Here is a 20628-nt window from a genome sequence, read left to right as displayed (position 1 = left end):
ATACGGATATGTTTTAGGGGAGTAGCGACATAGAGTCTCTATGCTTTTAGATCAACAACTAGTGTAGCAACACTGGTCTAAAAGATAATTTGCCAGACCTAGACAACAGTTCACGCTGTTGTTTAGGTCTTTTTTGTCAGTCCAACTTTTCGCAGTTCGCTTGATAAGATTGTCTAACCTAAAGATACAGACAATCTCCGCTCCGAGCGGTTTAGTTGGATGATATGCGTACGACGATCGGATTCATTTTTCCCGTTCTTGGAAAAATGAATACATTAATTTGGAGCTAGCTGTCAGTTCTGCTTTTCGCAGTTTGCTCAAAGCGAACCATCTAACCTAAAGGTCTAGCTAGTATTTGTTCCAAGCTGTTTAGCAGAATGATATGCGTACGAGAATCAGACTCATTTTTCGTTTTTTTTGAAAAATGAATCCCTTATTTGGAGCTAGCTGCCAGTCCCAGCCCAGCACTATATAAAAGCCTCTAGAAACTTGATCGTGCTACCAAGCAATGTCGAACCTAAAACAATCTGCAACAACCCCTCATTTTTTCCGTCGAAAAATGAGTTTCCATAGATGAGTCATTTGTAAGAGGAGAGTGTAATATGGAAAAAAAGAGTCATGTAAAAAAATTATCGGTCGCAGGACTGTTAGTCGCGATGGGTGTAGTGTACGGCGATATCGGAACGAGTCCGTTGTACGTAATGAAGGCCATCTTGATGGAAAATGGCGGACTTTCTTCTGTTACGAATGACTTTGTTATCGGAGTCGTGTCACTGGTTTTCTGGACAGTGATGCTCTTGACCACCGTAAAATATGTAATTATCGCCTTAAATGCCGATAACCACGGTGAGGGCGGGATTTTCTCTTTATATACATTAGTCCGTAAAGGCGGGAAATATTTGATCATCCCGGCTATGATCGGCGGGGCGGCGTTGCTGGCTGATGGTGTACTGACACCGGCTGTAACAGTTACTACAGCGATTGAAGGCTTGCGAGGCATCCCTGAGTTTTACGCTCGCTTTGGTACTGACCAAAATATCATTGTGATTATTACATTGGTGATTTTGTTGTTTCTATTCTTGATTCAGCGCTTTGGGACGGATTTCGTAGGGAAAGCCTTCGGACCGATTATGTTATTGTGGTTCACTTTTTTAGGTGTTATGGGGTTAATGAATATCCCTTATGATTGGTCAGTAATCCGTGCCTTGAACCCTTATTACGCCATCCAACTATTGTTCAGCCCAGAAAATAAAATGGGTGTCTTTATTTTAGGAAGTATCTTTCTGGCCACAACTGGGGCGGAAGCTTTATATTCCGATATGGGGCATGTAGGCAAAAAGAATATCCGCTTTAGCTGGCCGTACATTTTCAGCTGTCTAATGTTAAATTATGCAGGGCAAGCGGCTTGGATTATTCATGCAAAAGGCAACCCAGTTTATGAAACCATGGAGGACTTAAATCCTTTCTTTCAAATTTTACCGGAAGGCTGGATGGTTTTCGGTGTAATTTTTGCCACGGTTGCTGCAGTGATTGCTTCTCAGGCATTAATTTCCGGATCGTTTACGTTGGTGTCAGAAGCAATCAAATTGAAACTTTTACCAAGAATGCGTATTTTCTATCCCGGTAGTTCGATCGGACAAATGTACATTCCGGCTATCAATTTCATCTTGTGGGCAGCGTGTTCGCTAGTGGTCGTGACTTTTAGAACTTCTAGCCACATGGAAGCAGCATATGGTCTATCAATTACCGTGACCATGTTGATGACGACTTATTTGTTGTATCACTACATGATCCAGCAAAAAGTGTCGAAATTCTTAGCCTATCTAATGGTTATCTTCTTTGGATTTTTGGAAACTTTCTTCTTTATTTCCAGTGTCACCAAGTTCTTCCGCGGTGGGTTTGTTGCAGTGGCGATGGCGCTGGTGATTTTAGGACTGATGTACATTTGGCACCGCAGTAACCAAATCCAGGAAAATACCAGTCAAGAAGTCGATTTCAAGAATTATATGGGACAGCTGCAGGAACTGCACGAGGATGACCGAATTCCTTACTATCAAACCAATGTGGTCTTTTTAGTGCCCAAGCTAGAGGGGGATCAGATTCCACAACAGTTCATTTACTCGATCTTGGACAAACGGGTGAAACGGGCGAAAGTTTACTGGTTTGTCAATGTGGAAGTAACGGATGAACCGTATACAGAAGAATACTCAGTCGATATGATGGGCACCGATTTTATAGTGAAAGTAAAATTGTATTTAGGTTTCCGTGTATCACAAGACGTCAACGTGTATCTCCGTCAGATCATTCACGATTTAATGAAGCAGGGGCGTTTACCTATGCAGCCGCAGCATTATTCTTTGACACCAGGTCGCCAAGTGGGGGATTTTCGTTTCGTGATGATTCAAGAAGAGTTGTCAACGATGACCGAAATCGCAAAATGGGACCGTCAAGTCATGCAGGCACGACTAGCGATCAAGCGTTTGGCCGTCTCACCTGAACGTTGGTTTGGTCTGGAATACAGTGAAGTGGTTTATGAAACCGTCCCTTTGATTGTCGGGCAAACACGCAAGACTTGGTTGAAGGAAAGAACATAAGCCTTGAATATTAGTTGTCCGTACTGTAATCAAGAATTAAAATGAATATTCCAGTAGAAAAAAACGAGATTTTTTTCATAAAATAATTGACTCTTTCTATAAACAAGCGTATTATTTTAAAAAAATAGATGTCATACAAAAGAGTAGTAACATGATTTTTTCTTTTCAGAGAGCTGATGGGGCTGTGAATCAGTAAGGGAAATGATGCGAATGGGCTTTTGGACTGAGGCTTTGAACTAAGTAGGAGCTTCCGGGCACTCCCGTTATAGAGAAAGGCTGTTGCTAGACAGCTGATAAAGAGATGCTTTTTAAGCATATATTGAGGTGGCACCGTGGAATAACCGCCCTCAAGTTGGATATCCGTCTGACTTGGGGGCTTTTTTATGGAATAAAGATGAAATCAGAAACAAGAGAAGTAGTCAGGGCAAGAAAAAGTACAGAAAGCTTCCAGTGATGAGAATGAAGCCTTTTTCACCTGATGAATGGACTTGTTGGCGCATCCTTGAATCACAAGTAGGGGATGACGGGCACTCCCGTTACAGAGGAAGATTGTTGATAGACGATCGATTAGAGATGCTTTTTTGAAGCATGTATTGAGGTGGTACCGCGTGTAAACACGCCCTCAAGCTGGATACACTATCTAGCTTGGGGGCTTTTTCTTTAGTTCGAAATAAAAAAGGAGGAATCATTGATGCTTGAAGAAATTTTAACCGAAGCGCTCATCGATCTTAATTTTCCAGCGGCAACAAGGGAAGAAGCGATGACACGAAGCGGAGAATTATTAGTAGAGAATAACTTAGCAACCCCTGATTATATTAGAGGAATGCTAAAAAATGTCGAAGAAAATGGCACCTATATCGTGATTGCACCCGGAATCGCGCTACCCCATGCTCGCCCAGAGGAAGGGGCTCTTGCGCCGGGGATTAGTATTGTGACCTTGAAAGAACCGGTTGTTTTCGGTCATCCCCAGAATGATCCAGTGAAGCTAGTGATTGGCCTTTGTGCTACCGATCAAGAAACTCACTTGGATGCTTTGGTTGCTTTAGTAGAGCTTTTAGCCCAAGAAGGAATGCTGGAACGCTTTGTTTTAGCGGAGCGAACAGAAGATATTATGGAAATTATCAAAGGAGGAAATGGAAAATGATTAAAGTGGTAACAGTTTGTGGAGCAGGTGTAGGAAGCAGTATGATGATGCGATTATTTGCGCAGCAAATTTTGGATGACGAAAAAATCGAGGCAACAGTGGATGCTTCTGATATCGGATCGGTGGATCCCAATAGCTATGATGTGTTGATTACTACCTCAGATTTCGCGGATACCTTAAGAGAAACCAGTGCTAAAATTATTCGAATCGACAATATGATGGACAAAGCATATTTGAAAGAACAACTATTACAAACGATTAATGGGTAAGGAGGCACAAAGATGTCGGTATTTTTATATATTGTCAATAATGTACTAAGCCAAGCCGTTTTTATTATCGGGATGGTTGTCGTGATCGGAATGGTAGCTCAAAAGAAATCGTGGGATCAGGTGTTACCTAGTACGATAAAAACGATGATTGGTTTTACCATGATTAATGTTGGAGGACAAACTTTAGGTGGGGCATTATTGCCGCTGCAGCTGATGATTTCTAAGATTTTCGACATGCAGACCTTTTCTGCGGATATTGGAGCGACCCAAGCGGAAAGTTTAGCCGATATTGGGACTGAAATGGCGCTGATTTTTGCTTTTGGTTTTTTGATTAACTTATTGTTAGCCCGATTTACCCGCTTTAAATATGTACATTTGTCTGCCCATGTTTCTTTCTTTTTCGCAGGGTTGATTGCGGCATTATTGAAATTTAATACACCTTTATCTTTTGTTGGTATCGTTGTCGTTGGTTCCATTCTTTTAGGTTTGTACATGACGTTTTCTTGTGCTTATGTGGCGGTCTGTATCAAAGGTGTAAAAGGTGGGGAAGGCTTTACTTTGGCGCACTCGAGTTCTTCGGGTTTGCTGGTAGCGACCTTGCTGGCGAAAGCTTTCGGCAATAAAGAGAAGGACCTTGAAGAGCTGAAAATTCCTAAAGAGTTCAACTTTTTACGGGAAATGACGATTGCGTTAACGCTGGTAATGACCGTCTTATTCCTATTAGTTGGTTTGTTCGCAACACCTAGCTGGACGATGGAAAACGTCACGGGTGGACAAGATATCATTGTGTTTTCATTGTTACGAGGCATTGAGTTCGGGATGTGGATCACGGTGATTATTACTGGGGTGCGCATGATGTTATCAGAAATCATTCCGGCCTTTCATGGGATTGCTAATAAAATCATTCCTAATTCTAAACCGGGTTTGGATATTCCGCTGCTGTTTCCCAACTACCCAACTTCTGTAATCGTCGGCTTTTTATGCAGCTTGATTTCTGGCTTGGCAGGGATGTTGTTATTGGGTGCGATCAATTATCCAGTGGTGGTTTTTCCGGCATTGATTCCAACTTTCTTTACGGGAGCGGCAACCGCAATTTTTGGGAATGCTCATGGCGGGCGCAGAGGCGCTATTTTAGGTTCAGTAGCGAATGGTTTTATCCTGATTTTTGGTCAGGCATTGCTGTTGCCAATGGTAGGCAGCTACGCACCAATTATGCGTATCCTAAGTGAAACCGATTATGCCGTCTACGGACCGATCTTAGGTTGGATATTGCAGTTGTTTGGTGGGGCATAGGTAAATTTTTGTATGTCTTCTTTATTTTTTACGAAAAAATTAGGACCGATGAAATTTTTTGATTAGTCCCAGAAATTTTTGCACCGTTTTCTTTTAAATCACACTTTTGAGTGGAACTTTACAGCATAGCTGAAAGTGCCACTCTTTTTTTTGCCTTCGCTGATTTTTGATGTGTCGAAAACGATACACATGTGTCGGATACGACACTTAAGTGCTAAATGCGGTACAAAATGTAATTCTAACTCAAAATTGTATTACAATTAAGGGTGAATTAATAATGAGGGAGGTGTCCTATACGGAATACTGAACAGGGATCATCAAGCTAATTTTAGTTTGAAGAACTAGAGACGAAAGTAAAACAGGAGGAAGGATTATATGGCAGGTATAAGTAGTGATATTGGACAAGCACAGCAAAAAGCGACAGCTTTACGAAGTGCTTCAGAGACTTTGTCAACTTCAGCATCAGTAAACAAAGATACCCAAACAACAGTTGTCGGTAATACGACGGCACACGCAGCGATTGATTCTCTCAGTAGTGCCGCACAAAAAGTAGCCGGTGCTGTCAATAGTGCTTCTGGAAATATTCAAAGTGTTGCGCAGAATTTTCAAGCGATTGATCAGTCTGGAAAGAACTTGTTTAGGAGAAATCTATGATCATTGAGGACAAATTGACCAATATCCGCAAGAAGGAAGGGCAATTACACGACAAACGAAACGAATTGTATTTAGAGCAACGTGAATTTCAGCGGATGCACGAAGCAACTGAAACGCACCTGAGTCAGTCTCAAAAACTTTTCCACGAAGTACGAACCATGTCACAAAAAAATGAGAATCGGCACCTTTTTGGAGATTTGTACAGTGATTTTTCCAAGGATGCGGGAGCAGCGATGATTGCATTTTTTGAAAAACAACGAGAGTTAAAAAGACAAGAACAGCAAATCGCCGAAAAACAAGAAGAATTACTCCGTCAAAAAAGAAACATCCATACTGAAGAGGAGCGAAAAGATGAGCATTGATATGTATGTCGGAAGTTCCCAAGCCCAAGCAGCTAGTGTCCGTGCAATTTGTCGACAGCAAAGACAAGGTTACCAGCAGCTGCAGCAGGCCATCAGCAGTTTTGTTGTCAGCAGTGATCAGCTGCAAGGGAAAACGTATGATTCTGCCAAGCAATATTTTGCCACCGTATTAACACCCTTAGCTAAAGGTGGTATGCTTTTAACAGAAGCAGTCGAGAAGGCCTGCAAGAAGCTTCCAGAAGAATACCAGTCACAAGTAGACAGCGGAGATTTGAAACAATCTGAATTAGAAGAAAAAATTCGACAATTCGAAGCCCACATAGCGACAACAAATGCAATCATTCAGAATTTTTCGAGACTCCCTGAAAACACCGGTGTGTCTAGTGGGATAGAAAGATCCTTGAAAAATGTCTTAAGAACACAAGAAAAAGGCAAGCAAGAATTAGAAAAGAAGCGAAGGAAACTCCTAGAATTCAATGCACGTTCTGCTAGTTTTTTTTCAGAGATCGCCGCATTAGAAGCAGCCGTCAACAAAGGAGCTGAAGTCAGCGGGACTTGTTGGAATAGCAGTACGGGCACATTCATTTTACCTAGTAAGAATAATATGGCTTGGGTTGGAGAAATTAACGGCTATGAAGCACGAGCTAAAAAACGTGCAGAAAAAGAGAAAATAGCGCAATTAGAAAAATACGATGTCTACGCAGTGCCCTGTCGAGATCCAGAAGGAAAGCCAACGGTCATGTGGCTACTAGAAGATCCTAAAACCGGCAGAAAAGTGAACAATCCAGAACTAATTGAATACTTGAATAAAAAAGGAAGCAAACTCGATCCTTCCATGTTCCAAATTCTCACCCTAGATGGATTTGAAGAAAAAGTCGCAGCTAGTTGGCGAGAAGGTGTAGAATATTTCTCCGGTAAAGAATATACTGGATGGCAAAAGGCAGGTATGCAAGGACTCCAAGGTATTCAGGATTTTGCAGAGTCTGACTTTGCAGATGCGCTTCGATTACTGGGATTTGCCTATGGAACGTATCGCATTACTACAGCATCCGGTGTACAGGAAGTAGTTGTAAGCAACCCCAAGGTCACTAAAGTATCGAATAAGAACTTTAAGAATGCGACGTTAGTGAGCGGGAAGAATACGGGGAGTTATACGAAGGTTGGTGTAACAGGGCAAGTTGAGAAAGTCAGTGGGGCTAAATCTTCTGGAGAAGATTTATTTAATTATACAAACAAAGTAAATGAGCATATGGCTAATCCTGATAGAGCAGTTCCAGCTCAAACATTGAAAGAAGCAATCAAAGGTGGTACTCCAATGCCTGATCCAAGAGGGTCTAGCGCAACAATGTATTATAGTGAAATTTATATTAATGGCAAGCAATATAATTTTGAAGTACTTTATGATAAGCCAACAAACACTATTTATCACTTTAAATATGACAGAAGACCATTGGGTCCATTACCAGCAGTCCCAAAACAATAATACTGGAGGAAAACTATTATGACAAAAAAAGAGCAGCTATATTATTTATTAAATGGTCTGAACCATGGGGAAATAGAGATTAACAATTTTACAAATCTGTTTATGAAAATTTTTGATTTAGAAATAGATTATGATGAATTGTCAAAAAGAGAATATAAAGTTTTAGGAAATGTGTCTGATATGTCAGCTAGATTTTCTGATAATGCAGAAGATTTGAAGTTGCCTAATGTGTACTTTAGCGAAAAACAAATTAGAGATGAAGTATCTCATGCTTTAAAAGAACTAACGTAAACCACAATAAAAAAGGCACTTTATCGCAAAACTGGTAATCAAGCGACAAAGTAAGATACAAGCTCACCAATCAAGTTGGCAATAGCTAACAAAAGTCCACTATATTTATCATGCATGTATAAGACAATAAAAAAGATATATGAACCATAAAAAGTTCATATATCTTTTTTCACATGTTAGAATTCTTTCTGGTAAGGAATATACAGGATGGCAAAAGGCAGGTATGCAAGGACTCCAAGGTATTCAGGATTTTGCGGAATCAGACGATGCAGACATGCTTCGCTTAATGGGATTTGCCTATGGAACATATCGCATTACTACAGCATCCGGTGTACAGGAAGTAGTTGTAAGCAATCCCAAGGTCACTAAAGTATCGGATAAGAACTTCAAGAATGCGACGTTGGTTAGTGGGAAGAATACGGGGAGTTATACGAAGGTTAGTGGGAGTAATAATGCGGTTAGTGTAGCAGGGCAAGTTGAGAAAGCCAGTGGGGTTACAGGTACAGTCTGGGATGAAATTAAAGGTACACAACCTCCAAGCGAAGGAACTACAATTCCTAAATCGTTTGAAATAAATGTTAATGGAGAAAAGTTGTGGGTGAATCCAAATGGAACCAAGCACATGGTAGAATATTCAACTCGAAATCTATCTCATGGACAAAAACTTACCGAACAACAATTGTTAAGGAGTTTTCAAGGTGCTGTAGAACAAGCTACCTCTACAGGAATAAAATTTGATACTAAAATAATAATAGATAATTGGGAATTAATATTTAGCCCGGCTAGAGAAGCAGGACAATTACCAGTTATTAAACATGCTGTGTATCTACCTTAACTATGAAAGGAGCAAATTATGAAAATTAAAAGTTATGAAGATAAACTAGTCAAAGATGATATAGAAGTTGACTATTATGTCCCAATCACAGTATCATTTTCAGAAAACGATGATAAGTATAGTTTGGGAGAATTTTATTATTATAGATTTGTTAACGAACATGAATCATTTGTTGAGATTAAAATCAATTCTGTTACACAGAAAATTGTAGAAGTAGTATTCACATCCATCAATGATATTGAAGATTCGAATTTATTTATTGGAGAATATACAGAAAAAAATCCAGTGATCCAAACAGATATTTTTGATGAAAATTCGATCATAACTAAAGAATCTGGGTTTAAAATATCTAGGGAACACAAAAAAATATATTTTAAATTAGATGAAGAAGAGATAGATTCTGTTATGAAAATGTCTAACCATGTATTTTTATTTCTAAATGAAGACAGTGAGATTATCGGCTTAGAGTTTTCTAGCTTTTCAGATAATGAATGGGCAGAACTCAATGAAAGTATAAAATCTACCACTTGATTTAATTTTTAAATGAGAAGAAGATAGGATTTTCACCTGCTATTTTGCTAGATTCTGAGGGTGAAGTAAAAAAAGGTTTGAAAGAACAAATTCAAATACTACAGCAAACGGTAGGCATTTTATGCTAAAAAGGCTTGAGGAACAAGTCAAGGTGATAGCTATTTCGTGAATTCCTCGGGTACTGGACAACATGCCATCTCCAATAAATAAAGTCAATAGCAACGTTAGGAAGACTAACAGGTTATTGACTTTATTTATGGTATTTTTTTTGGAGAGTGTAATTAGTCCATTGTTTACCCTGAGTGAATTTGAAGAAAAAGTCGCAGCTAGTTGGCGAGAAGGTGTAGAGTATTTCTCCGGTAAAGAATATACTGGATGGCAAACGGCAGGTATGCAAGGACTCCAAGGCATTCAGGATTTTGCGGAATCAGACGATGCAGACATGCTTCGCTTAATGGGATTTGCCTATGGAACATATCGTATTACCACAGCATCAGGTGTGCGAGAGGGACGATTTAGTGCCGACAACTGATTCAAATTTTCGTTCAAACACTGTTGTTGCCAATGGTAGGCAGCTACGCACCAATTATGCCGTTTACGAACCAATTATCCTAGCGTACGCTTTGGCGAACGTCGACCACTCCGCACATCCTCATCTGTATTAATATACGCAAACGATCAAGAAACCTATCAAAAGAAAAAAGCCCAAAACCCGCATACGCAGATTTCAGACTTTCGATCCATTAATTCGTTGAAGTAAGTGGTTTGTGCTCTTCTTCTGGCAAACCAAGTTCTTCGGCTTTTTGTTGACGTTCCAATTCTTTTAATTTACGGATGGCTTTTATGGTTGATGGCAACAAAACCGATACCGAACCGATCCAAGCCAATGGTGAAGCAAAAGCCGCACCAGGATAGCCGTACAAGCCAGTTAAGATAATCGCTGCAAAGGAACGCATCAACAGCTCCATAATTCCAGCGAAGGTTGGGACTTTTGCTTGTCCTAATCCTTGCAAGGTGTAGCGTAAGATGAACAGGACAGCTAGAATCACATACAAGACACCGCTAATATTGAAGTAGACTTGAGCCAATTGGAAGACTTGGGTTTCCCCTTTGTCTACAAACAGAGCCACTAAGTAATGACCAAAGAAGATAACCGAGAAGCCAGCTAGCAAGCTGAACAAGATATTCATAATCAAGCTTTGTTTGATCCCAGTTAAGATCCGACCATATTGTCTAGCCCCGAAGTTTTGAGCCGTGAAGGTCGCCATGGTAATCCCAAAGGACATCATCGGTAAAATCGCGAATTGCTCGATCCGGCCAGCCGCAGCTTGAGCAGCAACGACATCTGTACCTAAGCTGTTTAAAGCGGATTGTAAAACAACTGCACCAATTGCAATAATAGAAGATTGGAAGCCCATTGGCAAAGCAGCATTTAAGTGAGTCCGAATTTCTTTTTTATCTAATAGAGCAAAATGTTTCCGACCAATTTGTAGTAGGGGAATACGTTTGCGAATGTACACCAGACACAATAGACTAGCGATTACTTGGGCAATCACAGTAGCGTAACCAGCACCACCGATTCCCATATTAAATTTAGTAATGAAGACGATATCCAGAACCACATTCACGACAACGGCAAGAGCTAAAAAGATTAGCGGCGTACGGCTGTCACCTAGAGCACGAATCATGTTAGACAACAGGTTGAACATCATTGCCGCAAAAATCCCGGCTAAAATAATGGAAATAAACGCTTGGGCTTGATCCAAAATTTCTGGCGGTGTTTGCATAACTAAGAGTAACGGACGTAAAAACAATAGGCTAAGTGCGGTTAAAACGATCGTAACGACGACACTGATGAGTACTGAGGCTGCGAAGCTTTTGCGAACGCCTAATTCATCTTTGGCGCCGAATCGCTGGGAGGTAATGATGGAAAGACCAGAAGTTAATCCTTGGGCGAACCCAATAATCAAAAAGCTGACACTTCCTGTGGCACCGACTGCAGCCAGCGCATCTTTTCCTAGCGTTTGCCCCACGATAATCATATCGATCATATTGTAAAATTGCTGTAAGACATTACCGGCCAACAATGGAATTGTAAAAAATAAAATCAATTTTGCAGGATTTCCGCGTGTAAGTTCTTTCATTCGTTTTTCATTCCTTTCATGAAAATTGCTCACTAGATATTACCACAGAACCTCCACAATGCAAGCGTTAATTTTCAATTCTAAAGATTTCACAAAAAAAGCGTACCCAAAGCAGTTGTAAATGCTTTAAGTACGCCTTTTTGATAGCTAAAGAAACTCATAAGAAAGAATCTCATTTCAGGATATTTAGTTGTGTCCGGCTGCCGAAACTAACTTTGCCTGCACGAAGCGAAAGTTGGCAAACTTGTAGAGCAGTTTAGTTAACTTTTAGACTTATCGCTTCACAGCTGAACAAGTTTGAGCAACCTCTATTATTATCGTTGTCTAATTTCATTAGGAAGCAGAATGGTTTGACGAGTGCCATCATCATACGCATAAACTTCAGTTGGGAATTCGTTCGAGTAGACGAAGGGAAGATCGATATCCATCTCAACTTCGCTGCCTTCTTGAGAGAAGTGCATCGTGACATGCCCTTTTTTATTGATCAGGTCAAATGTCAACATATTGTCTAATGGGATTAAGCCTTTTAAGTCCAAATCAATGATAAACCAAATGCTGTCTATTAATTCACCAGGCAAGCTGGAGACTACACCGACCGAGGCATAACGACTTCTATTTGCATCAAATGTTTCAAACATGTTTTGTCCTCCTTTGCGGAACAGGTCTATTAACTAATTATAGCGTAATTTACTGAACCTTGCCTTTGTAGTGACTTATTGTAAAGCTTTTTAGATGAAAAAACAATCATTTGCTACGGTTAAAAAGGAATTTGTTTTTACCAGAGACTCTGCTACAATCAAAAAGAATCGAACGTTTAAGAGGTGGAATTATGAAAGCAGCACTGCTGAACTATTTAGAAAATCAAACAGCCTTCATTGATTTGAAAGCGGTTAATGAAATCTTTACTGCTACAAAACTGGCGGAGGTTTTTCAAGTCAAGCGCAATACGATTAGTCATTATTTAAATCAGTTAAATGATGAAGGTTTATTAATTAAGGTGAATTCGCGACCCGTCTATTATTTCCATAAAGGAGCTTTTGAGCGCCAGTTTTTCCCGCTAAACCATACATATTATCGCTCCTTTGAGGAGATTAGTAAGGAGCAGCCTTTATTCGATCAACATAAGGATCTGTTCTCATTGCTGATTGGTCACGATAAGAGCTTGAGCCGCAGTGTGGAACAAATCAAAACAGCCTTGGATTATCCCGGAAATGGCTTGCCAGTATTGATTACCGGAGAAAGTGGTACGGGGAAGAGTTTTTTGGTCCAAATCATTTATCAATACTGTCTGGAAAAGGGCTTGATTGAGGAAAATGCGCCTTTTGTTACCTTGAACTGTGCCCAATATGCTAATAATCCCGAACTGCTCACTAGTAATCTCTTTGGTCATGTAAAGGGGGCTTACACCGGAGCGGATCAGGACAAACAAGGGGCATTCGAAGCCGCTGATCAGGGAATCCTGTTTTTAGATGAGGTGCATCGCTTAAATCCTGAAGGGCAGGAGAAGCTCTTCACTTTTCTGGACCAAGGAGTCATTTACCGAATGGGGGATACCAATCATCCGTTGAAAATTAACACTCGCTTGTTTTTCGCTACCACAGAAGACTTGCAGAGCAGCTTTTTAACCACCTTTATTCGCCGGATTCCGATTCAGATCGAACTGCCGACCTTAGCGCAACGGAACCGAACAGAACGCTTGGAGCTGGTCTATTCCTTCTTATTAGAAGAACAGCGGAAATTGCAACGACCCTTGAAAGTCTCGGGACAGGTGTTGCAGCTGTTAGCCAGCGGGACTTGGAATGGCAATATCGGTGAGCTAAAAAATGTCGTGAAGGTAACGGTGGCAAAAGCTTTTTCCGAGCAGAAAGCAGAAGAAGCAATCCAAGTTACTATCTATCATTTGCCAGAAAATAGTTTAAGTACGACCAATCTCACGACACAATCCACCGTGCAGGAAGAAATTGCGATTACTAATCAAGTATCATTGGGACAGTTGGTGGAAAAAGCCCATCCGCAACAGCAGCGGGTGATGAAGACGTTCCAGCGACTTTTAACGGAGTTCCAACAGCAGAACGGTCAACTAGCTGCCTGTGAAGAAAAGTTTAAAAAAGAAGTCGAGGGTCTGTTCGACTTTCTCTTGTTTGAGACCGATCGCCAGCAAAAGCATGAGCTGCTGATCTATTTGACTCAGTATGTGCGCGACACCTTCAACCAAATGGAAAGTGCTTATCAAATTCGTTTCAACGGTAATAGTGTTTACGCCATCAGTTACTATCTGTTCCAACGAGGAAGTAGCCATTGGTACCCGGAAGATCCGGACATCAATCGATTAATCAAAGAACTAGAGCGGCAAGTGGAGCAACGTTATGCTGCCAGCTACCATTATGTCACTCGGATTTTGGAGCTGTGCCGTCCGAAGCTTGATTTGGATGTTTCACCAATGGACAAGGTGTTGTTAACCATTTACTTAAAGAAGACTGACTGGACCAAACTAGCGGGAATTCCCAAGGCGGTGATTGTAGCTCATGGCTATGCGACGGCCAGCAGTATCGCCAGTGTCGCTAATCGCCTGTTAGGAAAGGATATTTTTGAATCCTTCGACATGCCGCTAGATGTAACCCCTCAGCAAATCGCCGAAGAAATATTGAACTACAGCGAGTACAACGATGTTTCAAACGGACTAGTCATTTTGGTAGATATGGGGTCATTGAAGGAAATTTACCAGTATTTTCCTAAACAAATCACCACACCCATTGTTATCATGAATAATGTAACCACTCCTTTAGCAATTGCGATGGGGGAAAATTTACAACAAAAAGGTTCATTGCAGGAATTGGTGCAGCAGACCGCTCAGGCCGCTCCGCTGGACTGGGAGATCATTTATCCGGAGGAGAACAAACTGCAGGTATTGATCACTACTTGCTTTACGGGGATTGGAACAGCCGAACACATTTGCCACTTATTAGAAAAAAGTTTGCCGCCAACCTCTAACTTAAAAATATTGCCTTATGAGTATCATGTATTAAAGGAAAAGAAAGAAGCTGAAACGCTCTTTTCTATGTATGAAGTGTTAGGCATTATTGGAACAGCTGATCCGGAAATCCCGAGTATTCCATATTTATCACTAGAAGAATTGATTTCTGGTGATGAGGAGCAGACCTTGACTCACTGGTTGGCGAAATCTCTAACACCAGAGGAGATTGCTATCTTTAGCGGCAATATTATTCGCAACTTTTCCTTGGAAAAAGTAATTGATTCGGTGACAATCCTGAATACAGACAAGGTGATGGGGGAAATTGAGCTCTTTATGCGGGAGATGGAGAATTTGACGAAATTATCTATCAGTAATGCTAAAAAACTAGCTTTGTATGTACATGTTAGCTGCTTAATTGAACGCTTGATCCGTAATGTTGCGATTGATTCCTATCAAGGCTATGAAGAATTGTATCAGTGTCAAAAAGAAGTCCTTCATCAGATCGAAACGGCCTTTAGTGTCATCGAAAAAGTATATAGTGTCAAAATCCCTGAATCAGAGATTGCCTATATTTACGATATTGTGTTTAGAACCACTGATACATCTGCTGAAATTGAAGATTTTTAAGAAAAGTAGGTCCTTTGCCACTATAGTTGGCACGGGACTTGCTTTTTATATTAATGTAAGCGAGGTGAAGAGCATGACAAGAAAACTTATTTTAGCATCGCATGGAAAATTTGCATCAGGAATATTAAGTTCGTTGCAGCTGATCTGCGGCGCAGACCAAGACATTACCGCTTTGGACTGCTATACAGATGAAGCGTTCGATTTGACGAAAGAGGTACAACAAATTCTGCAGGTCAATGCTGGAGCGGAGTTAATTGTTGTAACGGACGTATTTGGCGGCAGTGTGAACAATGAATTCCTTCATTATATTCATCAGCCGAATTTCTATTTGGTGGCAGGCTTGAATTTACCTTTTTTAATCAGCTTAACGACACGAATGATTGGTTCGAATTCGACAGAAACGATCATTCAGGAAGCTCTAGAAGAAGCGAAGGAAAGTATCCAATTTTGCAACGAAACAATTAAACAAGAATTAGCAGAAGAAGAATTTTAAAAACAGGGGGAACGTATCATGATTTTATTAACCAGAGTGGATCATCGCTTGCTGCACGGCCAAGTAGCCTTTTCTTGGACCCAAACAATCGGGGCTGATTGTATTTTGATCGCCAACGACGATGTACCCAACAATGAGATTCGTAAGACGACGATTAAATTAGCGAAGCCGCAAGGAGTTAAATTAGTGATCAAAAACATCGAGAATTCTATCGCTGCCTTAACTAGTGGGGTTACTGATAAGTACAAATTATTTATTGTCGTTGAATCAATTGCTGACGCATATAAGCTGGCAGAGGCTTATCCAGAAATCAAACGCATCAACTTAGGTGGGATCAAAGCCAAAGATGGCTCTCGCAGCATTGGAAAATCAGTGAACGTTTTGCCGGAGGAAGAGGAATTGTTAAAAGAGCTGGTTGCTAAAGGGATTGACGTGGATATTCAGCAAGTACCATCGGAGAAAAAAGTGAAGGTAACGGAAGTGCTTTAAGAAATGGGGGAGAACAATGGTAGTACAAGCAATCTTACTGGGAATTGTTGCATTTATTGTACAGTCGGAATATGCCATGGGGACATCGTTGCTATCGCGGCCGATTGTCACCGGATTATTTGTCGGAATTGTATTAGGAGATATTAAAACAGGCGTCATTATGGGTGCCACCTTAGAATTAGCATTTATTGGCTCATTTTCAGTCGGCGGTTCGATCCCACCTGACGTAGTAACCGGCGGTGTTTTAGGAACAGCTTTTGCAATTACAGCAGGTGCTGGAACAGAGACTGCCTTATTGTTGGGGTTACCAATTGCGACATTAACCTTGATTTTGAAAAATATTTACTTGGGACTTTTAATTCCAATTATGAACCATAAAGCCGATGACTATGCCGAACAAGGCAATTACAAAGGTGTCGAGCGGATGCACTTGATGGCCGGTTTTGGTTTGTCGCTAATGCTAGGCTTGGTAGTGACCATTTCCTTTATGGTAGGAAGTAAAACAGTAGGGAACTTGTTAAACAGTATCCCAGAATTTGTTCAGCATGGATTGAGCGTTGCTACTGGCTTGATTCCAGCGCTTGGGTTTGCAATGTTGGCACGCTTATTACTAAATAAAAAAGTCGCCCCTTACTTTTTCCTAGGTTTTGCTTTAGCGGCTTACTTGGAAATTCCAGTGACGGGATTAGCGATTTTTGGCGCGATTGTTGCGGTTGTTGTTGTAAATATTATGAACGTTCGGGCAGCTCAACCTGTCCAAGCCACTACCGGGGAGGTAATCGATGATGACGAAGACTTCTAATGAAGAGTTGAAAATCACGAAAAAAGATTTAAATAAAGTATTCTGGCGTTCCTTCCAAATGGAGTTCTCTTGGAACTATGAGCGGCAGATGAACATGGCATATGTCTATGCGATGATTCCGATTTTGAAGAAACTGTATAAAACCAAAGAAACAATGGCTCAAGGTTTGAAACGACATTTGGAATTCTTCAATACGACGCCTCATGTGGTGACCTTGATTTTAGGGATCAATGCGGCAATGGAAGAAGAAAATGCCAACGATCCCAACTTTGACGTATCGGCAATTGACAGTATTAAAACTTCATTGATGGGACCCTTAGCAGGGATTGGCGATTCGCTGTTTTGGGGAACCTTGCGCTTGATCGCTACCGGTGTAGGAACTTCACTGGCAGTTCAGGGAAATGTGTTAGGACCGATCCTGTTTTTGATTATCTTTAATGTCCCTCACCTGCTGTTTCGTTACTTTGCCACTGGATGGGGCTACAAGCTAGGAACAGGCTTTTTGAAGAAAATTCAAGAAAACGGCATGATGGAAAGCTTAACTTTTGGCGCAGCAATTATTGGATTGATGGTTGTTGGTGGGATGACAGCGACCATGATCGATGTAAATATTCCGTTGCAGATCGGTTCTGGTGAAAATGCGGTAACGATTCAAAGTTTGTTTGATGATATTGTTCCGAAAATTTTGTCTCTAGGTGCATTTGGTGCAGTCTTCTATCTATTAAAGAAAGATATGAATCCATTAGTTATTTTAGTCGGAATTGCAGTGGTTGGCATTCTAGGTTCATTTATTGGTATTTTTTAGGAGGGAACGTATGGCAACAATGCTGGATTATATCCACGAAGAAGAAGAAACGCTGCTGCGTATTTTAGATCAGGCGCCAGCGGGAACTGCAGACTTTGCTAAGACGCAAAATATGCTAATTTTAGCCACGGGTTCTTCCTATAATGCTTGTTTGGCAGCTAAGGTAGCAATGGAACAGTTAGGAGATATTACGGTTACCATTGAAGAACCCTATCACTTTCAGCATTATGGAAGACTTTCTTCGGCGGTGGATACCGTAGTGGCAGTTTCTCAAGGTGGGAAAAGTGCTTCGACCATTTACGCGTTAGAAGCCTTAGAAGGACAAGAGTTGTTAACGATTGCCTTAACCAGTAATCTAGATAGTCAGCTGGCGCAGATGTCCGATCAAACCATTGATCTGAACATCGGCATCGAAACAGTTGGCTTTGTTACCAAAGGCTACACAGCAACTGTGCTTCAGTTGATGCTGCTAGGGTTAGCAATTGGTCAGGCTAAAGGCATGGCTGAAGAGAAAAGCCAAGAAGTAAAACAGGAATTACGTCAGTTGATTGAAAAAATCCCTGCGATTATTGCAGCAGCAGAAAACTTTTTTCAAACGCATCAAGCGATTTTCAAACTTTCCGAACGCTTTATTGGGATTGGTTATGGAGCCAATTGGGGGACGGTGAAGGAATTTGAAACGAAGTTCACCGAAACCGTGCGGGAACCTTCGCAAGGATTTGAATTAGAGGCTTACATGCACGGGCCTTACTTAGAGGCAGATAGTCAACATGTCTTATTCTTTGTGGAAACAGAAGATGCCCATGCCCAGCGTGCAGAGATGCTGCGGGAATATATGGCACCAGCGGTTGGACAGACCTTTACGATTACAGCCGGAACAAGTGAAAATGACGCTGTTCTAGGTTTAGAGATCGAAGGTGATCCTGTGCTGGCTTCACTAGTGATGGTGATTCCTTTCCAATTGTTTGCCTGCCGCACAGCAGCTGCTAAAGGGATAGATTTAAGTCAACGGATTTTTGATGATTTTGACGACGTATTAAAAAGTAAATTATAGAGGTGAAACCATGTTAAAGTTTAATGAACAGCAACAAATTGAAGACATTCAAGGAGCGCTAGCGTTACGACCAGAGGTAGAAAAATTGGTGGATGGCATTTGTGAGCGAGGTTATGATGCAATTTACTATCTAGGAATTGGCGGAACGTATGCTTCTGCGATGCAAGCAGTCACTTACATCAATGGCAAAAGTGCGTTACCTGCTTATGTTCAACATGCCGCTGAATATTATACGACCGGCAATCGCCGCTTAACGAAAGATTCGGTAGTTATTCTGTCATCAGTAACCGGCACGACTGAGGAAGTTGTTAAAGCTGTGAAGGAAATCAAACAAACGGGGGCAGTCCTAGTTGGATTTATCGATACACCAGATAGTATTTTAGCTGAACTATGTGATCATGTGGTATCTTATCCTAATCCAGGGACCGAACAATTGAAATTCTTTATGGCAGCCGATCGGTTCATGAAGAATAGTGGAGATTTCGAAGACTACGAAGAATATTACAAAGAGCTAGATGAGCATTTAGCAGTTGGTCTAGTAGAGGCAGAAAAACAAGCCGATGCCTTCGGATTGAAATTTGTAGAAAAACATCGCCATGACCCAATGCATTATTTCATTGGTGCTGGGAATCAATGGGGAGCTGTTTACTCGTATGCGATGTGCTATTGGGAAGAGCAAAGCTGGTTACGTTCCAAATCGATTCATGCAGCAGAATTTTTGCATGGTACCTTGGAAGTAGTAGATGAAACAACACCTGTTACTTTGTTCTTAGGAGAAGACGAACAGCGACCTTTAGCTGAACGAGTAGCCAATCTATTACCACGTATATGTGGAGATTATACCTTTATTGATACGAAAGATTATCCTGTTGCGGGGATTAGTGAAAAATATCGGGGCCGTATCTTATCACCGCTATTAATGCATTGTGTGACCCAACGGATCGATGCCCACATTGAAAAACTAAATTGCCATCCGCTAGATATTCGTCGTTACTATCGTCAATTTGATTATTAAAAAAAGAGCTAGAAAATCTTTCTACAAGATTTTCTAGCTCTTTTAAATTTAGACTTATTCAGCGTCAGTTTCACCAATAACTTCAGGTTCTGCTGCTTCACCAGGTACTTCAAGTTCAGCTGATTCTTCTTGAGCGCCTTGGATCGCCGCTACTTGTTCGTCAGCATCAGTGATAATGGTGTAGTCTGCATGGGCAGCCAAGTCACCAACAGTGATTGATTGGCCAATTTGCAAGTCAGTGATGTCCACTTCAACGTTTTCAGGCAATTTGTCTGGAGTTGCTGAAACGACCATGTTGTACAATGTTTGTGCCAAAGTACCACCAGCTTTTACACCAGCTGCTTCGCCGACTAACACAATTTCAGTTTCTACTTCAGTTGTTTCTGCCATATCTACTGACAAGAATTCAACGTGGGTTAATTCGCGCGTAAATGTTTCAGATTGGTAATCATGAAGCAAAGTATTTACTTTTTTACCATTCAAATCCATTGTGAAGACGGTGTTTGCTCCATTTTCCCGTAATAGACGCATCAATTCGCGGTCATCCACTGAAATAGGTGTGCTTTCTACTTGGTATCCATAAACGATACCAGGGATTTTGCCTTCGTGACGTAGCTTGTTGCGTAGGGAACGGGGACGAGTTGCTCTTTCTTCTACTTTCAATGATACTGCCATAACCAAATTCCTCCTTAAAATGTCACTGACTGCTGGTTTCCAGCCAGATCTCTTAAAGTGACGGGTTATTCTCAGCACGATGGTTTTGCGAAAT

General features: G+C 41.0%; 21 protein-coding genes and 2 other annotated features. Of the genes, 18 read left to right on the top strand and 3 right to left on the bottom strand.

What is annotated here, in order from left to right; translation table 11 throughout:
- Positions 1-602 precede the first annotated feature (602 nt).
- From IGI42_RS08035 to IGI42_RS07985, 11 genes are all read left to right on the top strand, one after another.
- Positions 603-2594, top strand: coding sequence for a KUP/HAK/KT family potassium transporter (locus tag IGI42_RS08035; RefSeq protein ID WP_438715308.1), 1992 nt, complete (start codon positions 603-605; stop codon positions 2592-2594).
- 124 nt (positions 2595-2718) lie between these two features.
- Positions 2719-2946: a binding site (T-box leader), on the top strand.
- A 42-nt stretch (positions 2947-2988) separates the two neighbouring features.
- Positions 2989-3221: a binding site (T-box leader), on the top strand.
- Between the two features lie 64 nt (positions 3222-3285).
- The gene (locus tag IGI42_RS08030) at positions 3286-3738 is read left to right on the top strand and encodes a PTS sugar transporter subunit IIA (RefSeq protein ID WP_438715307.1); all 453 of its coding nucleotides are present in this window, start codon (positions 3286-3288) and stop codon (positions 3736-3738) included.
- Complete coding sequence (locus IGI42_RS08025; protein ID WP_438715306.1) at positions 3735-4007, top strand: PTS sugar transporter subunit IIB; 273 nt, start codon at positions 3735-3737, stop codon at positions 4005-4007. Before IGI42_RS08030 ends, IGI42_RS08025 begins: the two co-directional genes overlap by 4 nt.
- 12 nt (positions 4008-4019) lie before the next feature.
- Positions 4020-5300: a PTS ascorbate transporter subunit IIC gene (locus IGI42_RS08020; RefSeq protein WP_438715305.1), complete on the top strand. Its 1281-nt coding sequence runs from the start codon at positions 4020-4022 to the stop codon at positions 5298-5300.
- Positions 5301-5675: 375 nt separating this feature from the next.
- A complete protein-coding gene (locus IGI42_RS08015) occupies positions 5676-5954 on the top strand; it encodes a TIGR04197 family type VII secretion effector (protein ID WP_438715304.1) in 279 nt (92 codons plus the stop codon).
- Positions 5951-6316 (top strand): DUF3958 family protein, encoded by a 366-nt coding sequence (locus tag IGI42_RS08010; protein WP_438715303.1) that lies wholly within the window; start codon positions 5951-5953, stop codon positions 6314-6316. Before IGI42_RS08015 ends, IGI42_RS08010 begins: the two co-directional genes overlap by 4 nt.
- On the top strand, positions 6306-7799 hold the full coding sequence (locus IGI42_RS08005; protein WP_438715302.1) for a T7SS effector LXG polymorphic toxin: 1494 nt from the start codon (positions 6306-6308) through the stop codon (positions 7797-7799). The genes IGI42_RS08010 and IGI42_RS08005 overlap by 11 nt, the downstream gene beginning before the upstream one ends.
- 18 nt (positions 7800-7817) lie before the next feature.
- On the top strand, positions 7818-8090 hold the full coding sequence (locus IGI42_RS08000; protein WP_438715301.1) for a hypothetical protein: 273 nt from the start codon (positions 7818-7820) through the stop codon (positions 8088-8090).
- 139 nt (positions 8091-8229) lie between these two features.
- Positions 8230-8925 carry a hypothetical protein gene (locus tag IGI42_RS07995; RefSeq protein WP_438715300.1) on the top strand — a complete coding sequence of 232 codons (696 nt, stop codon included), beginning with the start codon at positions 8230-8232 and terminating at the stop codon, positions 8923-8925.
- An 18-nt stretch (positions 8926-8943) separates the two neighbouring features.
- Positions 8944-9456, top strand: coding sequence for a hypothetical protein (locus tag IGI42_RS07990; protein WP_438715299.1), 513 nt, complete (start codon positions 8944-8946; stop codon positions 9454-9456).
- Positions 9457-9700: 244 nt separating this feature from the next.
- The gene (locus tag IGI42_RS07985; protein ID WP_438715298.1) at positions 9701-9988 is read left to right on the top strand and encodes a hypothetical protein; all 288 of its coding nucleotides are present in this window, start codon (positions 9701-9703) and stop codon (positions 9986-9988) included.
- 211 nt (positions 9989-10199) lie between these two features.
- Here IGI42_RS07985 and IGI42_RS07980 read toward each other — a convergent pair whose 3' ends face one another.
- Together IGI42_RS07980 and IGI42_RS07975 are read right to left on the bottom strand one after the other, a co-directional pair.
- Entirely contained in the window at positions 10200-11600 is a 1401-nt protein-coding gene (locus IGI42_RS07980) for an MATE family efflux transporter (RefSeq protein ID WP_438715296.1), read from the bottom strand.
- A 314-nt stretch (positions 11601-11914) separates the two neighbouring features.
- Positions 11915-12238: a DUF960 domain-containing protein gene (locus IGI42_RS07975; protein ID WP_438715295.1), complete on the bottom strand. Its 324-nt coding sequence runs from the start codon at positions 12236-12238 to the stop codon at positions 11915-11917.
- 191 nt (positions 12239-12429) lie between these two features.
- Between IGI42_RS07975 and IGI42_RS07970 the strand changes: the two genes are divergently transcribed.
- The 7 genes from IGI42_RS07970 (at position 12430) to IGI42_RS07940 (ending at position 19859) form a co-directional block, all read left to right on the top strand.
- On the top strand, positions 12430-15201 hold the full coding sequence (locus IGI42_RS07970; protein WP_438715294.1) for a sigma 54-interacting transcriptional regulator: 2772 nt from the start codon (positions 12430-12432) through the stop codon (positions 15199-15201).
- Between the two features lie 73 nt (positions 15202-15274).
- Positions 15275-15694 (top strand): PTS sugar transporter subunit IIA, encoded by a 420-nt coding sequence (locus IGI42_RS07965; RefSeq protein WP_438715293.1) that lies wholly within the window; start codon positions 15275-15277, stop codon positions 15692-15694.
- An 18-nt stretch (positions 15695-15712) separates the two neighbouring features.
- Positions 15713-16183, top strand: a complete 471-nt coding sequence (locus IGI42_RS07960; protein ID WP_438715292.1) for a PTS sugar transporter subunit IIB — start codon at positions 15713-15715, stop codon at positions 16181-16183.
- A 16-nt stretch (positions 16184-16199) separates the two neighbouring features.
- On the top strand, positions 16200-16985 hold the full coding sequence (locus tag IGI42_RS07955; RefSeq protein ID WP_438715291.1) for a PTS mannose/fructose/sorbose/N-acetylgalactosamine transporter subunit IIC: 786 nt from the start codon (positions 16200-16202) through the stop codon (positions 16983-16985).
- Positions 16969-17790 carry a PTS system mannose/fructose/sorbose family transporter subunit IID gene (locus IGI42_RS07950; RefSeq protein ID WP_438717026.1) on the top strand — a complete coding sequence of 274 codons (822 nt, stop codon included), beginning with the start codon at positions 16969-16971 and terminating at the stop codon, positions 17788-17790. The genes IGI42_RS07955 and IGI42_RS07950 overlap by 17 nt, the downstream gene beginning before the upstream one ends.
- A 10-nt stretch (positions 17791-17800) precedes the next feature.
- Positions 17801-18844: an SIS domain-containing protein gene (locus tag IGI42_RS07945; RefSeq protein ID WP_438715290.1), complete on the top strand. Its 1044-nt coding sequence runs from the start codon at positions 17801-17803 to the stop codon at positions 18842-18844.
- 10 nt (positions 18845-18854) lie between these two features.
- On the top strand, positions 18855-19859 hold the full coding sequence (locus tag IGI42_RS07940) for an SIS domain-containing protein (RefSeq protein ID WP_438715289.1): 1005 nt from the start codon (positions 18855-18857) through the stop codon (positions 19857-19859).
- 54 nt (positions 19860-19913) lie between these two features.
- On the opposite strand, the gene IGI42_RS07935 is transcribed toward IGI42_RS07940, so the two are convergent.
- Positions 19914-20534 carry a 50S ribosomal protein L25/general stress protein Ctc gene (locus IGI42_RS07935; protein WP_438715288.1) on the bottom strand — a complete coding sequence of 207 codons (621 nt, stop codon included), beginning with the start codon at positions 20532-20534 and terminating at the stop codon, positions 19914-19916.
- Between the last annotated feature and the right edge of the window lie 94 nt (positions 20535-20628).

Origin of the sequence: Enterococcus sp. AZ109 (assembly GCF_051714625.1) — a bacterium.
Taxonomy (GTDB): domain Bacteria; phylum Bacillota; class Bacilli; order Lactobacillales; family Enterococcaceae; genus Enterococcus_A.
The sequence above is the reverse complement of the archived record's forward strand: the minus strand, read 5'-3'. Positions and strand labels throughout refer to the sequence as shown.